Origin of the sequence: Iodidimonas gelatinilytica (assembly GCF_008579125.1) — a bacterium.
Taxonomy (GTDB): Bacteria; Pseudomonadota; Alphaproteobacteria; order Sphingomonadales; family Rhodothalassiaceae; genus Iodidimonas; species Iodidimonas muriae.
Window position 1 is genome coordinate 90,788 of the sequence record NZ_BKCL01000007.1, and the last position, 14,662, is coordinate 105,449.

Annotated in this window: 14 protein-coding genes and 1 pseudogene; 9 read left to right on the plus strand and 6 right to left on the minus strand. The window is 56.3% G+C overall.

Annotated features, from left to right (window positions below; translation table 11 throughout):
• The first annotated feature begins 82 nt into the window (after positions 1-82).
• The 5 genes and pseudogenes from JCM17844_RS10315 to JCM17844_RS10335 all read left to right on the plus strand — a co-directional run bounded on the left by JCM17844_RS10315 (position 83) and on the right by JCM17844_RS10335 (position 5,346).
• A complete protein-coding gene (locus JCM17844_RS10315; RefSeq protein WP_150000877.1) occupies positions 83-1,213 on the plus strand; it encodes a saccharopine dehydrogenase family protein in 1,131 nt (376 codons plus the stop codon).
• A gap of 6 nt (positions 1,214-1,219) precedes the next feature.
• A pseudogene (locus JCM17844_RS17325) lies at positions 1,220-2,897 on the plus strand (thiamine pyrophosphate-binding protein).
• Positions 2,898-2,940: 43 nt separating this feature from the next.
• The gene (amaB, locus tag JCM17844_RS10325) at positions 2,941-4,437 is read left to right on the plus strand and encodes an L-piperidine-6-carboxylate dehydrogenase (RefSeq protein ID WP_150000878.1); all 1,497 of its coding nucleotides are present in this window, start codon (positions 2,941-2,943) and stop codon (positions 4,435-4,437) included.
• 12 nt (positions 4,438-4,449) lie between these two features.
• Positions 4,450-4,866, plus strand: coding sequence for a hypothetical protein (locus JCM17844_RS10330; RefSeq protein ID WP_150000879.1), 417 nt, complete (start codon positions 4,450-4,452; stop codon positions 4,864-4,866).
• Between the two features lie 54 nt (positions 4,867-4,920).
• A complete protein-coding gene (locus JCM17844_RS10335) occupies positions 4,921-5,346 on the plus strand; it encodes a DUF6491 family protein (RefSeq protein ID WP_150000880.1) in 426 nt (141 codons plus the stop codon).
• A gap of 18 nt (positions 5,347-5,364) precedes the next feature.
• Here JCM17844_RS10335 and JCM17844_RS10340 read toward each other — a convergent pair whose 3' ends face one another.
• A complete protein-coding gene (locus JCM17844_RS10340; RefSeq protein ID WP_150000881.1) occupies positions 5,365-5,715 on the minus strand; it encodes a DUF2794 domain-containing protein in 351 nt (116 codons plus the stop codon).
• 229 nt (positions 5,716-5,944) lie between these two features.
• Here JCM17844_RS10340 and JCM17844_RS10345 point away from each other — a divergent pair, with 229 nt between their 5' ends.
• Positions 5,945-6,724, plus strand: a complete 780-nt coding sequence (locus JCM17844_RS10345) for a GIN domain-containing protein (protein ID WP_150000882.1) — start codon at positions 5,945-5,947, stop codon at positions 6,722-6,724.
• A gap of 163 nt (positions 6,725-6,887) precedes the next feature.
• The gene (locus tag JCM17844_RS10350; RefSeq protein WP_150000883.1) at positions 6,888-9,203 is read left to right on the plus strand and encodes an NADP-dependent malic enzyme; all 2,316 of its coding nucleotides are present in this window, start codon (positions 6,888-6,890) and stop codon (positions 9,201-9,203) included.
• 48 nt (positions 9,204-9,251) lie between these two features.
• Here JCM17844_RS10350 and JCM17844_RS10355 read toward each other — a convergent pair whose 3' ends face one another.
• Both JCM17844_RS10355 and purE read right to left on the minus strand, forming a co-directional pair.
• Positions 9,252-10,355, minus strand: coding sequence for a 5-(carboxyamino)imidazole ribonucleotide synthase (locus tag JCM17844_RS10355; protein ID WP_150000884.1), 1,104 nt, complete (start codon positions 10,353-10,355; stop codon positions 9,252-9,254).
• A gap of 15 nt (positions 10,356-10,370) precedes the next feature.
• Positions 10,371-10,871: a 5-(carboxyamino)imidazole ribonucleotide mutase gene (purE, locus tag JCM17844_RS10360; RefSeq protein ID WP_150000885.1), complete on the minus strand. Its 501-nt coding sequence runs from the start codon at positions 10,869-10,871 to the stop codon at positions 10,371-10,373.
• Positions 10,872-11,016: 145 nt separating this feature from the next.
• Between purE and JCM17844_RS10365 the strand changes: the two genes are divergently transcribed.
• The gene (locus JCM17844_RS10365; RefSeq protein ID WP_150000886.1) at positions 11,017-11,769 is read left to right on the plus strand and encodes a GGDEF domain-containing protein; all 753 of its coding nucleotides are present in this window, start codon (positions 11,017-11,019) and stop codon (positions 11,767-11,769) included.
• Here JCM17844_RS10365 and JCM17844_RS10370 read toward each other — a convergent pair.
• Entirely contained in the window at positions 11,759-11,974 is a 216-nt protein-coding gene (locus JCM17844_RS10370; protein ID WP_210431804.1) for a YdcH family protein, read from the minus strand. The genes JCM17844_RS10365 and JCM17844_RS10370 overlap by 11 nt on opposite strands.
• 397 nt (positions 11,975-12,371) lie before the next feature.
• Here JCM17844_RS10370 and JCM17844_RS10375 point away from each other — a divergent pair, with 397 nt between their 5' ends.
• The gene (locus JCM17844_RS10375; protein ID WP_150000887.1) at positions 12,372-12,539 is read left to right on the plus strand and encodes a DUF465 domain-containing protein; all 168 of its coding nucleotides are present in this window, start codon (positions 12,372-12,374) and stop codon (positions 12,537-12,539) included.
• 121 nt (positions 12,540-12,660) lie between these two features.
• Here JCM17844_RS10375 and JCM17844_RS10380 read toward each other — a convergent pair whose 3' ends face one another.
• Entirely contained in the window at positions 12,661-13,287 is a 627-nt protein-coding gene (locus tag JCM17844_RS10380; RefSeq protein WP_150000888.1) for a DUF1013 domain-containing protein, read from the minus strand.
• A gap of 192 nt (positions 13,288-13,479) precedes the next feature.
• Positions 13,480-14,658, minus strand: coding sequence for an ABC transporter permease (locus JCM17844_RS10385; protein WP_150000889.1), 1,179 nt, complete (start codon positions 14,656-14,658; stop codon positions 13,480-13,482).
• Between the last annotated feature and the right edge of the window lie 4 nt (positions 14,659-14,662).

Consider the following 14,662-nt stretch of genomic DNA (forward strand, 5'->3'; position numbering starts at 1 on the left):
GGCGGGGCTATAGCTTTGGGGAGGGATTGCCCAAGACCTATGAAAGGCGCGCGCAATCCCCATTTGTATTTGGGAGTGTACTATGAAGCGGATTTTATTGCTGGGTGCAGGCAAGATCGGTGAAATGATCACGGTGATGCTGGCGCAAACCGGCGATTATCATGTGCGTGTGGGCGATCGGGACGAGGCCGCTTTTGCGCGCATTGTGCAATCCGATCGCGTTGAAACGCAGGTGGTGGATGCCAGCGACCATGACAGCCTGATAAGCGCCATGCAGGGCTGTTTTGCGGTTCTGTCGGCCATGCCGTTCCATCTCAATCCCGGCATTGGCAAGGCGGCAAAAGAAGCGGGCTGCCATTATCTGGATCTCACAGAAGATGTGGCCAGCACCCGTGCCATCAAGGCGCTGTCGGAAAATGCCGAAACCGCGTTCATTCCCCAATGCGGGCTGGCACCGGGCTTTATTTCCATCGTTGCCGCCGATCTGGCCGGTCGCTTTGACAGCCTGCACAATGTGCATATGCGCGTTGGCGCTTTGCCGAAATATCCCACCAATGCGTTGAAATATAATCTCACCTGGTCCACCGACGGGCTGATCAACGAATATTGCAATCCATGCGATGCGGTTGTCGGCGGTGTGCTCAAAGAAGTGCCGCCCTTGGAAGAAATCGAGCATTTCTCGTTGGATGGTATCACCTATGAAGCCTTCAATACTTCGGGCGGGCTTGGCACTTTGGCGGAAACGCTGGCAGGAAAGGTGAATAACCTCAATTATCGCACGGTACGTTATCCGGGCCACCGCGATATCGTGAAAATGCTGCTGCAGGATTTGCGTCTGGCCGAAAAACCGGACTTGATGAAGGATATTTTCGAGCATGCCATCCCGTTGACCATGCAGGATGTGGTGCTGATTTTCGTCACCGTATCGGGCTATCGCAATGGGCGATTCATGCAGGAAAGCCATGCCCAGAAGGTTTATGCCCATGAACTGGATGGCCGCATGTGGAGCGGTATTCAGATCACCACATCGGCGGGCATCTGTGCCGTTCTGGATCTGTTGGCCACTGGCGCGATTGCCCAGAAAGGCTTTGTGCGGCAAGAAGATATCTCGCTGGATATGTTCTTGGAGAACCGTTTCGGGCGGCATTATGCGCTGGCGCAACCCAATGTGGCAGATATGACGCCGGGAGCTGCGGGCCGGGCTGCGGAATAAGCCGCCATGACCGCTTTGGGAACAGGTCTTTCAAAAAGCGCTCCGCCCATGACCGGCGCCGGTGTTCTTGTGGAGTCGCTGGTAGAGGCCGGGGCCAGAATGGCTTTCGGCGTGCCGGGCGAAAGTTATCTGGCGGTGCTGGATGCGCTCCATGATGTGCGGGATCGCTTGCCGTTCATCACCTGTCGCCATGAAGCCTCTGCCGCCAATATGGCGGAGGCTTATGGGAAGCTCACCGGCGACCCCGGCTTGGCGCTTGTAACCCGCGGGCCGGGGGCGACCCATGCCAGCATCGGGCTGCATACGGCGTTTCAGGATTCGACGCCGATGCTGTTGTTCATCGGGCAAGTGGCACGCTCGATGATCGACCGGGAAGCCTTTCAGGAAATTGATTATCGCAAATTCCTGTCGGAACTGACCAAATGGACCGGCGAAGTGGGAACGCCCGACCGGATGGCGGAATATCTGGGCCATGCCTGGTCCACCGCCACGGCGGGGCGGCAAGGGCCGGTGGCGCTGGCTTTGCCTGAAGATGTTCTCAGCGCTTCGACCAGCCGTCAGCCCGGCCGCGCGCATAAGCCGGTGCAGGCGCATCCGGCAAAAGAAGATGTGGTGGCGGTGGCAAAGGCCATTTCGGCGGCAAAACAGCCGCTTCTCCTGATCGGTGGCGGTCCGTGGAGCGCGGATCAATCCAAAGCCCTTCAGGCATTTGCGGAACGCCATCATCTGCCATTGCCACGTCATTCCGCTGCCAGTCTTTGATCGATAATCGCTCGCCAGCTTATGCCGGACATATGGGGATCGGGGCCAATCCGGCGCTGGTCAACCGCATGAAGGCTGCGGATCTGTTGCTGGTGATCGGCCCGCGTTTGGGGGAGATGACGACCCATGGTTATCATCGCCTCGATGTGCCTGTACCGCACCAACGTCTTGTGCATGTGCATGCCGGGGCCGAGGAATTGGGCCGAGTTTATCAAGCGGATCATGCCATCAATGCCGCCCCCGGCCTGTTTGCAAAAGCCTTGTCGGAAGAAGGGGTGTCGGGCGATTGGGCCGATTGGTGCGGTGGTGCCGCAGCAGAGGAAAGCGGATGGCGCAGCCTGTTGCCAATCCCGGCGCGGTGCAGCTTGGGGCGCTCTATCACAGCTTGCGGGCGGCCCTTCCCGATGAGGCGATCATCACCAATGGTGCGGGAAATTATGCAGCGTTCCTGCACCGCTTTTTTGAATATCGCGGCTTTAGAACCCAGCTTGCACCCACATCGGGAGCCATGGGTTATGGGGTGCCAGCGGGCATCGCGGCGAGTCTGGCCGCGCCGGACCGTCCGGTGGTGGCTGTGGCCGGGGACGGCTGCTTTTTGATGAGCGGCAACGAACTGGCCACCGCTGTGCGCTATAATGCGAAAACGGTGTTTTTGGTGCTCAATAACGGCATGTACGGCACCATCCGCATGCATCAGGAACGCACCTATCCCCAAAGGGTCAGCGGAACCGATCTTACGAATCCCGATTTTGTCGCCTATGCCAAATCCTTCGGGATGGAGGCATGGCGGGTGGATTCGTCCGATCAATTCGAACCGGCTTTGGGCCGTGCCTTGGCCACCGATGGCCCGGCTCTCATTGAAATCATTGTGGACCGTGAAGCAATCAGTCCCACTGCAACTTTAAGCGGCCTTGGCGCATAAAGGCGTTGTCCGGCCCGACATATATAATCTCAGGAGTATTCCTATGACGTCTCAAGATTTGCTGACCGCCCTTCATTTGGACCCGACGCATTTTGCCAAAGGCGAACTGGCCGTGACCAGCCCCATCGACGGGGCCGTTTTGGGCCATGTGGACCTTGATAGCCCGCAAACAGTTTCGGCCAAGATCGGCAAGGCTACGGACGCATTTGCAAGCTGGCGCGCCGTGCCGGGGCCGCAACGTGGTGAACTGGTGCGGCTTTTGGGTGAAGAACTGCGCGATCATAAAGAAGCGCTGGGCCGCCTTGTCAGTGCCGAATGCGGCAAAATCCTTGAAGAAGGCAAGGGCGAAGTTCAGGAAATGATCGATATTTGCGATTTCGCTGTCGGTCTGTCGCGTCAGCTTTATGGCCTGACCATCGCGTCCGAACGCCCCGGCCACGCCATGCGTGAAACATGGCAGCCCCTTGGCCCTGTCGGGGTGATTTCCGCTTTCAATTTCCCGGTGGCCGTATGGTCGTGGAACACCGCCCTTGCCTTGGTTTGCGGCGATCCGGTGATCTGGAAACCATCAGAGAAAACGCCGCTCACCGCCCTTGCCTGTCAGGCTCTGTTTGAACGTGCCGTAAAGCGGTTTGGCGCGGCACCGGAAGGCTTGTCGCAAGTGATCATTGGTGCTGCAGATGTCGGGGAAGCCATGGTGGATGATCCGCGCCTGCCGCTGATTTCCGCCACCGGCTCATGCGCCATGGGCCGCAAAGTGGGGCCGCGTGTGGCCGCCCGCTTTGGCCGCTGCCTTTTGGAACTGGGCGGCAATAATGCCATCATCGTTACCCCTTCTGCCGACCTAGATCTGGCGGTGCGCGGCATTGTATTCGGGGCCGTGGGCACAGCCGGTCAGCGCTGCACCTCTACGCGCCGGTTGATCGTGCATGAAAGCGTTTATGACACGTTGATGCCGCGTCTTAAAAAGGCCTATGACGCCGTCACGGTGGGCAATCCCCTTGAAGGGGCGCTTGTGGGGCCATTGATCGACAAAGCATCCTTCGATGGCATGGAAAGGGCGTTGGAAAAAGCCCGCAAGGAAGGCGGTACCGTGCATGGTGGCGGACGGGTTTTGGAAGATAAATACCCCAATGCCTATTATGCCCGTCCGGCGCTGGTGGATATGCCCAAGCAAGCCGGGGTGATGGTGGAAGAAACCTTCGCGCCGATTCTTTATGTGGTGACATATAGCACGCTGGATGAAGCCATTGCCTTGCAAAATGGTGTGCCGCAGGGCTTGTCCTCTGCCATCTTCACCAATGATGTGCGCGAAGCCGAGCGTTATTTGTCGGCCACCGGTTCCGATTGCGGCATAGCCAATGTGAATATCGGGACGTCCGGCGCGGAAATCGGCGGTGCATTCGGTGGTGAAAAAGACACCGGCGGTGGCCGCGAATCCGGCTCCGATGCGTGGAAGGTCTATATGCGCCGCCAAACCTCTACGGTGAATTATTCCACGGATCTGCCTTTGGCGCAGGGGATCAAATTCGATATTTAAGGACGCATAGACATGGGGGTGCGGGACGGCTTTATTTTGGCTCTGTTTGTGGTTTTGGCCTTTGGCCTTGCCGCATGTAATGGTGCCGGGTCGAACCCGCCCCCCGTGCAACGACTTGAAGATATCCGGCTTTCTGCCTGGCAAAATAGCGGCGTAACCAAAGTCTGCTTGCCGCCCGTTCCGATCGTGGAAATGGCGGTGATCGATCTCAATACCATCACCTTCCAGCTTGCCGATAATAGCCGGTGGCGCAATGATTTGCCGCAGGTCTGTCCCGGCCTTATGATGAGTGAAGCCTTCGATATTCGCGCCAAAGCGGAGACGCTGTGCCGCACCGATATGGTTCAGGTCAAAAGCCCTGATGGCCCCGGCGCTTTGTGCGGGCTTGGGCTTTTTGAACGGTTGGAGCCCCGATTGGAACAGATGTGAGCGCCCAGCGTTCATTCGGGCGATATGGCGAACCTTTAACCAAGGGAGGGTGGAATGATGGAAGGATCGTTCAGGTGGCTTTTTCTTTTCGGGCTGGCGGCGGTGGCCGCTTGCACGCAAGGACAAGAAAACACGCCGGATGCGGCACAAACCGCAAAGATCGAGGAAGATCACGCCATTCTTGGCCGCTATGAGGCAACGGGAGAGGAAAAAAGCTGCATTTCCTTGACGCGAATTTCTCAAAGCCATGTGTTGTCGGACACAGAAATCTTTTTCGAGATGCGCGGGCGGGAAGGCTATCTCAGCAATTTGCCCAATCGGTGCCCGCAGCTTGGTTTTTATGAAAGCTTCAGCTATTCCACCAGCACCGGGCAGTTATGCAACACCGATATCATCACCGTTTTAAACCGCAGCTCGGTGGCAGGGGCCTCGTGCGGGCTTGGGAAATTTGTCGCCTATAAGCTGAAGGAAAAAGAGTGATTTCCGATGTGGCGACGATCAATTCGCAAGCTTTAGAAGCTGGCGTTCAAACAGTTTTAAAACCGGTCCCAAAGCCTGTCCGCGCTTGAGAATTTGCCCGTCCATGCCAAGGATCAGCCATGCCCCTTGTCGTTTGGCATGGGCAGGGCTTTTGATAATCCGGTAAAGCGGCATTTCGCTGGCACGGCGGAAAATGGAAAACACCGCCCTGTCGCGGCCGCTATGGATGCCATAGTCGCGCCAGTTTCCAGCAGCAACCATGCGCCCATAGACATTCAGGATCAGCGTCAATTCCATGCGCGTGAACAGCACTGCCTTCGGGGCATTGCTGGTGGACGGAAAAGGGGCAATGAGATTGTGGTTGACCATCAAGGGCCATTTTGCGGGGTGCTTATGGACTTGGCAAGGGACCTCTGCCTCGGTCGTCTTTGTTTTTAGGTGCTTTAAATCATAGGCCTTGATCAATCCGGAAAGCTATTATATCGTTTAGATATATTAATGGAGGCGTGCTCTTTGCAAAGAGCACTGCTTGCACAGGCTGTTAGCAGGAAATGCGACGACCGTCCGGCAACCGGCGATCAGTGAATGGAGAACATGGATGACAGGAATCCAGAATAAACGGACAATGGTTTTTGGCGGTGTCATTGCAGCCATTTTTGCTGTGGTTGTGGTGGCTTCATTCGTTGCCCCAAGTCAGCTGATGGAAGAGATCCGATCCGAAGAAACCATCCGAATCACATTGTCCGGTGAAGACATATCCCAGACCAGAGATATCAGCATGGCCGAGTTCAATCGGGTACGGCTTGTAGGCCATTATGATGTGGAACTGGTGGCGGGAAAGCCTGCGATGCTCAAGATCGAAGGCGACAAGGCGGTCCTGAATCTGATCAAGACAAAAATCGTGAATGACGAATTGCTGGTCGAACCGAAAGGAAAGTTGGGCAATAGAGGGCTGGGGGACGTCAAGATGGTGCTCCATTTGCCCAGCCTGACGGCTTTGACGCTTGATGGCGCGACCAGTGCACAATTGATGAATTTGGATAGCGAGAACCTGATGCTGACCATCAACGGAGCCGGCGACATTGAGAGCGAGGGTCGGTGCGGCACCCTGATCGCCGTAAGCAATGGGGCTGCAGATGTGGATGCCAGGGACTTGCGCTGTAAAACGGTGCAGCTCACCATCAATGGTGCGGGCCAGATGTCGGCCTATGCCACGGATTCGGCGATGGTTGCTGTCAATGGTGTGGGTGAAGTCGATGTGTATGGCAATCCCAAAAACATTCGTAAAGTCAATGCAGGCTTTGGGGACATCACCTTCCATGACATGGACGACGAAGACGAAAGCGCCAAGGATAAGGACAAGGACAAGGACTCTTGAGCGCACCCTTGTCCAAACGGCTTGAAACAAAGGCCGTCTAAGCAGCCTTGATCAAAAAAGCGGGCAAAATGTGTGTGTTGCATAAGCGACGGGTGCGTTTGCCCAAATGCTGCGCTATAAGAGGGCTCCGTGTTTCACCCTTATAGCTTTGGTTGCGCCCTTTATGCCTGATTCCGATAAGCTTTATGAATCCGCCTTGCGTTATCACCGCATGGCTCCCGCTGGAAAACTGGCCGTTGTCGCCACCAAGCCGCTGGTTACACAGCGAGATTTGGCGCTGGCATATTCTCCCGGTGTGGCGGCAGCCTGCACGGCCATTGTCGATGATCCGGGCCAAGCGGCGCAATTGACGGCGCGGGGCAATCTGGTGGCGGTGATCAGCAATGGCTCTGCCGTTTTGGGGTTGGGCAATATCGGGCCGCTGGCTTCCAAGCCGGTGATGGAAGGCAAAGCGGTTCTGTTCAAGAAATTTGCCAATATCGATTGTTTCGATATTGAGGTGGATGCCACTGACGCGGACCTGTTTTGCAAGGTGGTGGCCGCCCTTGAACCCACCTTTGGGGCCATCAATCTTGAAGATATCAAAGCGCCTGAATGTTTCATCATTGAAGAACGCTTGCGCAAGATCATGGACATTCCGGTGTTCCATGACGATCAGCATGGCACCGCCATTGTGGCAGGGGCCGCGATCTATAATGCGCTGAAAGTGGTCGGGAAAAGCTTTGGGGATGTGAAGCTGGTTTCTACCGGCGGCGGAGCGGCCAGCCTTGCTTGTCTTGATCTGCTGGTTTCCATGGGACTGGCAAAAGACAATATCACCCTGTGCGATATTGACGGCGTGGTTTATGAGGGCCGCGAGGCGGGGATGAACCCCTATAAAGCCCGATATGCGCGCAAAACGGATATGCGTTCGCTAAGCGATGCGATCGAAGGGGCCGATATTTTCCTGGGATTATCTGCACCCCGGGTTTTGACAGCGGATATGGTAAAAAAGATGGGCACGCAGCCGATCATCATGGCGCTGGCCAATCCTGAGCCGGAAATCATGCCGGATCTGGCCCGCGAAGCCCGCCCTGATGCCATCATTGCCACTGGCCGGTCGGATTTTCCCAATCAGGTCAATAATGTGCTGTGCTATCCCTTTATGTTCCGCGGTGCTTTGGATGTGGGGGCGACCGACATCAATGAAGCGATGAAAATCGCTGCCGTGAAAGCCATTGCGGCGCTGGCGGAAAAAGAGGTGTCGGACGTGGTGGCCCGCGCCTATGAAGGCGAGCCTTTGCGCCTTGGGCCGGACTATTTGATTCCAAAACCCTTTGATGCGCGGCTGATGACGGAAGTGGCTCCGGCTGTGGCCAAAGCGGCCATGGACAGTGGTGTGGCGCGGCGGCCCATCGAGGATTTTGATGCCTATCTCGCAGGCCTTAATACCTTTGTTTTCCGGTCTGGCAATCTGATGCAACCCATTTTCGAACGGGCCCGCACCCAGCGTAAACGGCTTTTGTTTGCCGAAGGGGAAGATGAACGGGTGCTGCAGGCAGCCCAAGCTCTCCTGGATGAACGCATGGCCGATATCACGGTGGTGGGTCGCCCCAAGGTGGTGCAAAGTCGGATCGAGAAATTGGGCTTGCGCATTCGCCCGGATGTGGATTTTGAAGTGGTCAATCCGCAAAATGATGCGCGTTATGGCGAATATTGGCGCAGCTATCATGAATTGATGGAAAGAAAGGGCGTTTCTCCCGATGAGGCACGCACCATCATGCGCACCAACAACACCGCCATTGCGGCCTTGGCCCTGCATCGCGGCGAAGCCGATGCCATGGTTTGCGGTGCGGTGGGGCGCTACCATCGGCATCTCACCCATGTGCTTGATATTGTGGGCCTGTCGGATGGGGTGAAGGCGGCGTCGGCCTTATCGGTTCTGATGTTGGGCAAGGGCACGTTTTTCCTGTGCGATACGTTTATCACGCCAGACCCCACGGCTGAAGAGATCGCTGAAGTGACCATCTTGGCCGCCGATGAAGTACGGCGCTTTGGCTTGACGCCGAAAGTGGCTTTGCTGTCTCATTCCAATTTCGGGTCATCCAGAACCCATAGCGCCGCCAAAATGCGCACGGCATTGGCGCTGTTGCATGAAATGGCCCCGGATCTGGAGGTGGAAGGCGAGATGCACGGCGATGCGGCCATTGAAGAAAAAATCAGGGACCGCATTTTCCCCCATTCCCGCCTTTCGGGCATGGCCAATCTGCTGGTGATGCCCAATCTGGATGCCGCCAATATCTCTTATGAACTTTTGAAGGTTCTTGGTGATGGGCTGCCCATCGGCCCCTTGCTTTTGGGGACAAAAAAATCCGCGCATATCGTAACGCCATCGGTGACGGCACGCGGGCTTTTGAATATGGGGGCGCTGGCGCTTGTGGATGCGATTGATCCACCGGCTTTGCGCCGCTCTCCATCGATCGATCTATTGGACGTCTGAAAACGCGCCTCTTTGTCCGGTGAAAATGGCTGGGCAAAGGGGCGTGGCTTAATCGGGATCAACCCAGGTGACGTGGCCCATTTTACGCCCCGGCTTGGCAACGGCTTTGCCATAATGGTGGAAATGGGCCAAAGGATCGCCAAGGATATCGCGCCAATGGGTGATGTTCTTACCGATCAGATTTTCCATGCGGATTCGTCCCAAAGCGCGGCTGTCGCCTAAAGGCAATCCACAAATGGCGCGGATATGTTGCTCGAATTGGCTGGTAACGGCGCCATCCAGTGTCCAGTGCCCGGAATTGTGAACGCGCGGGGCCACTTCATTCACCAAAACCTCGCCGGTTTTGTCGGTCACGAACATTTCCACGGCCAGAACGCCCACAAAATCCAGCGCTTCGGCAATGGCATGGGCATAGCTGAGCGCTTGATCGGCCACAGAGTCGCTGATGGTGGCGGGAACGCGGCTGGTGCGTAAGATCCCTTTTGAGTGATCGTTTTCCACGGGTGGCCAACTGGCGATATTGCCATCAAGCCCGCGGGCCAAAAGCACCGAGATTTCCCGGTCAAAGGGGATAACGCTTTCGGCGATCACCAGTTCCGATGCCAAAGAATCCCACGCGTCTTGGGCATTGTCGCCCTTTTCCAAGCGCACCTGCCCCTTGCCGTCATAGCCCAGCCGGCGGGTTTTGGCGATCACCGGATAGCCCAGCGTCTGGGCGGCATCGTGCAGCGCTGCGGCACTGGCCACATCGTGATAAGGCGCTACGGGAATATCAAGAACCGAGAGAAAGTCCTTTTCAAACAAACGGTCCTGCGTTGTCGCCAAGGATGCAATGCCGGGCCGGATGGGCACCCTTGCTTTCAGAAAATCCAAAGACAAGGCCGGGACATTTTCAAACTCGAAGCTGATCAGATCCACCGCATCTGCGAATTCCGCCAGGGCGGCCCGGCTTTCATAAGGGGCCTGCCAATACCGGTCGCACATCTGGAAGGCGGGGCTTAAAGGATCGGGGCAATAAATGGCCGTGCGATAGCCCAGCTGTGCCGCCGCTATGGACAACATGCGCCCCAACTGCCCGCCGCCCAATATGCCAATGGTGCCGCCCGGCGCCAGGCTTTCAAAGGTTTCCGCGCGTTCGGAGCGTCCGGTCATGGAAATTTCTTTCTTTCAAGGGGCGTTTTGTTGCGGGGCCGGGGCCACTGTATCCGTCTGTTCGGCGCGAAAGGCATCCAGCCGCTTGGCCAGATCGTGATCCATCAGGGCCAGCACGGCCGTCGCCAAAAGCGCAGCATTCTTCGCCCCCGCTTTGCCAATGGCCAAGGTTCCCACAGGGATGCCGCCGGGCATTTGCGCGATGGATAACAAGCTGTCCATGCCCTTGAGAGCCTTGCTTTCCACCGGCACGCCGAACACCGGCAAAGGGGTAAGGGCGGCGGCCATGCCCGGTAGATGTGCGGCACCACCGGCACCGGCGATGATGATCTTGAGGCCGCGGTCACGCGCCGATTGGGCATAGTCGTAAAGCCGCTTTGGCGTGCGATGGGCGGAAACGATTTTCACCTCATGGGGGACGGCCAGATTTTCCAGAATGGCCACAGCATGGCGCATGGTTTCCCAATCGGATTGGCTACCCATGATGATGCCAACCAAAGGCGTGGGATCTGTCATTCGATGCTCCAGAGCCAGCGGTGAAATGCGTGAGCGCATTATAGGGAGAGGGCGTGCCGACGCAAGCGCTGGAAAGCGGCTTATCCTTGACAATTGGTGCGCAGCCCTCAAACCTTAACAGGGAATTAGGGATAGGTGCCGCTTGATGAAAGTAGATGCCGCAGATGCCGTGAATGCGATTTCATCTGGTCAACGCGATAAACGCGATCAGGAAAACAGCCCTGATGGGGATATGGCGGAGGGCGGTGCTGCATTCCAAGATGATTTTATCCTTTTTGGAATCCCTGAACATGATCTTACCCCAGAGGTGCGGGCCGCCATTAGTCGTTTGATCGGGGATGTGGAAACGCTCACCCTTCAATTGGGGCGGGCGCAGGCACAGATTGCCGAGCTTGAAAAACTGGCGGATCATGATGCCTTGGTACCGGTTTTGAATCGCCGCGCTTTCATGCGTGAATTGAATCGGCAGATCGCTTTGGCCAATCGTTATGGCCATCCGGTAAGCATCTTGTATTTCGATGTGGATAATATGAAACGCATCAATGATCGGCTTACTCATGCGGCGGGGGATGCGGCCTTGCTGGCGGTGGGAGATGCGCTGACACGTTATAGCCGTAGCTTCGATCTTGTGGCGCGTTTGGGCGGGGATGAATTCGGGCTGATCCTGCCCCATACGGACCAACAACATGCCGAGGACATGGCCAAACGACTGGCCGAGGCCGTTGCCCGTAAAGAACCGCAGATCAATGGGACAACCATCCCCCTAACGGTAAGTTATGGTGCCTATGGGCTGACACAGGGTGATGATGCAGAGGGCGCCTTGGCGCATGCGGACAGGCTTATGTACGCCTTTAAAAAGCAGCGGCATCTCAAGGATGGTGGGGCGGTCAGGCAATGATATCGGGCAGAATCTGGTCTTCCAGATGCCGAATCTGATCCCGCAACATGAGTTTCCGTTTTTTCATTCGCAGAATCTGAAGCTGGTCGAACGACCCGGCGCTATGCAGGGCCTCGATTGCCATATCCAGATCACGATGTTCTTGTTCCAGAATCTTCAGACGCTTTTTCAATTCTGCGTCCGCCAGTGTCATTCCGTCGTGCATGCGATGTGCTTTCGAAAGTCGGACAGACCCCCAAGTCCGGCCATATTATAGCGAGTCATGGGGGAGAATCACAAGAGTGCATCGCGCGGTCAAACCATATGCCGCTTCTGTGGCCCTTCCGAGTCGGGAGCGTTGTGTGAAATTGAGGGAAGCGCAGTGCTTTGTAAAAAGGGAAGGGCGGGAATTTCGCATGGAGCAAAGAGCGCTGCTTGTATCCGGCCATGGCCGGAATTTTTACGCAATGGCGGGCGGTTGACCACTGCGTCTGAATGGGTTCAGGTGCGCTGTTTCAAGAAATATGGGGCATGGTGACGCATCGGGGTGCGAATTGAAGTGACAATCAGGGACCTTATATGGTGCCATATCAGTGTTGTTCGTAATGAAGGAGGATACCGGTATGACACAGCAGGCGCATGCTCAGGCTCTGGCAGACAAACACGCCACGTTGGAACGGATTATCACCCAAGAGGCCAGCAGGCCCGCGCCGGATACCCTTCGATTAGCCAAGCTCAAACGAGAGAAGCTTTTGCTGAAGGAAAAACTCAGCGGATATGAACATCATTAACGAGAGCCGATGATAAAAGATGTGGGCGCAGCCTTTTGGCCGCGCCCATTTTTTGTCTTCGACCCAATGGCTGTTCTTATGGCAGCATATAGGCTTTTATAGAGCCGGACAGATCCGATTATCAGAGATCCGATGCGGGGCTGTCGTCGGCAGGGTTTTCCACATCGGCGCCGCTATCTGCTGCATCCTCCGCAGGGGCGCTCTCAGGCTGTGCCGGTGCGTTCTTTTGTGCGCGAACGGCGGCTTTTTGAACCGCTTCATCCAATTCCATTTGCTTGCAAAGGCCCAAAGCAACGGGATCTTGGGCGCGGATATTGGCGATATTCCAGTGGGATCGTTCACGTATGGCACCAATGGTTGGCTTGGTAGTGCCCACAAGACGCGAGATTTGCGTGTCGGAAAGCTCGGGATGGTGGCGCAACAGCCAGGCAATGGCATCGGGCTTATCCTGCCGCTTGGAAACGGGCGTATAGCGCGGCCCTTTGGTCCGGGTCTGTTCGGGCTTGGCTCCTTTGCTCAGCACCAAAGATGCCGAAGGATCATCTTGGCAACGGCGCACTTCGGCCCATGTCAATTGGCCATTGGCCGTGGGGTCGATCCCGGCGATGGATTGCCCGACGGTTCCATCCGCGATGCCTTGCACTTCAAGATCATGCAAGCCGCAAAAACGAGCGATTTGCTTGAATGTGAGCGAGGTATTGTCGATCAGCCAAACGGCGGTTGCCATCGGCATCAGTGGCTGGCTCATAGTCCTCTCCAAAAGACACGCAATAAAGCACCAGCCCCGGCGCGGGCCTTCCCCAAACCGGTGAAGTGCATTTGTCAAATCACGGAGAAAGACCCATCGCAAAGGCTGGCAATAAAGGTGACTGTGGCGCAGCTTTGTCCATCAATCAAGACGTTCGCGGATTATTTTATCACCATATGGAAGCTTTGGTTCCTATCGGTCGGAAAAGGCCATTGCAACCGGCAGACGAGCAGCACGGATGGCCGGGAAAAATCCACCAACCAAGCCAATTCCAAGGGCCAATATGGCCCCTTGCACCAGCAAGGCACCACCCAGTTGAAAACTGAACACCACTTGGGTGAAGCCGCCTCCAAGGGTGGATGTGCTCAATCCGTCGAAAAAGCTCCAGGCAACCGCCGCTCCCAACAGCCCGCCCAGCACCGAAAGTGCAAGTGATTCGGATAATGTGCCGAAAAAAGCGGAGAGGCTGGAGAAGCCGATGGCGCGCAATGTTGCAATTTCCCGCGCGCGTGCGGCCACCGATGTGTAGATGGTATTGAGCGCTCCGGCCAAAGCCCCCAGGCCCATGGCAATGGCCAGCGGCCATCCCAGCACAAGGATCAGGTCAGAGGTGCTTTGGGACTGTTCCTTGAAATAATCCTTTTCACTAATGACATCGACACCCAAGCGGGGATCGTTCTCGACAAAATCTTTAAGGTCTTCGATGGCATCGGGGCTGGTGAGTTTGGCGCGGACAGATTGTACGGAACTGCCGCGATTGAACTGGTTTTGCACACCGGCAAGATCGCTCCACAATTCCGATTCGAACACCGTTCCACCGGTTTCAAAGACGCCGACAATGTTCCAATCCGTAGCACCGAAACGAACGGTAGAATTCAGATCGAAGCCGTCGAATTCTCCTAAAAGGGCACGTCCCACCACCAGCTCATTGCGGCCCGGCACGAACAGGCGGCCTTGGCTGATGGTGACAGGGCCGCGCATGGCGATGCCTTGTTCAGAAAGCCCGCGTAAAGGCAAATTGACTTTGGTGCCGCTGGTTTTCTTGATGCCATTCACCACCACATAAAGCTCGCCTGAAACCATGGGCTCGCCATTGTTTTTGGCAATGCCTGCGGCGGTTTCAAGTACGGCCTGATCTTCGCGGTTCAAAACGGAATTCAGTTCTGTGCTGGCCCCGCCGCGCAAGATCAGCGCCACATCATCGGAGCCAGTGCCTTCAAGGGTTTTGCGAAAGCCGTTGGACATGGCGAGAAAGGCCAGCAACACCGCCACAACCACGGCAATGGTGAGAATGGTGGCGAGGCTGAGCCAAAGTCTTTGTGGCAGACTGCGAAGGCTGATCCAGCTTACCGAGAGAATTTGCTTCATCATGATG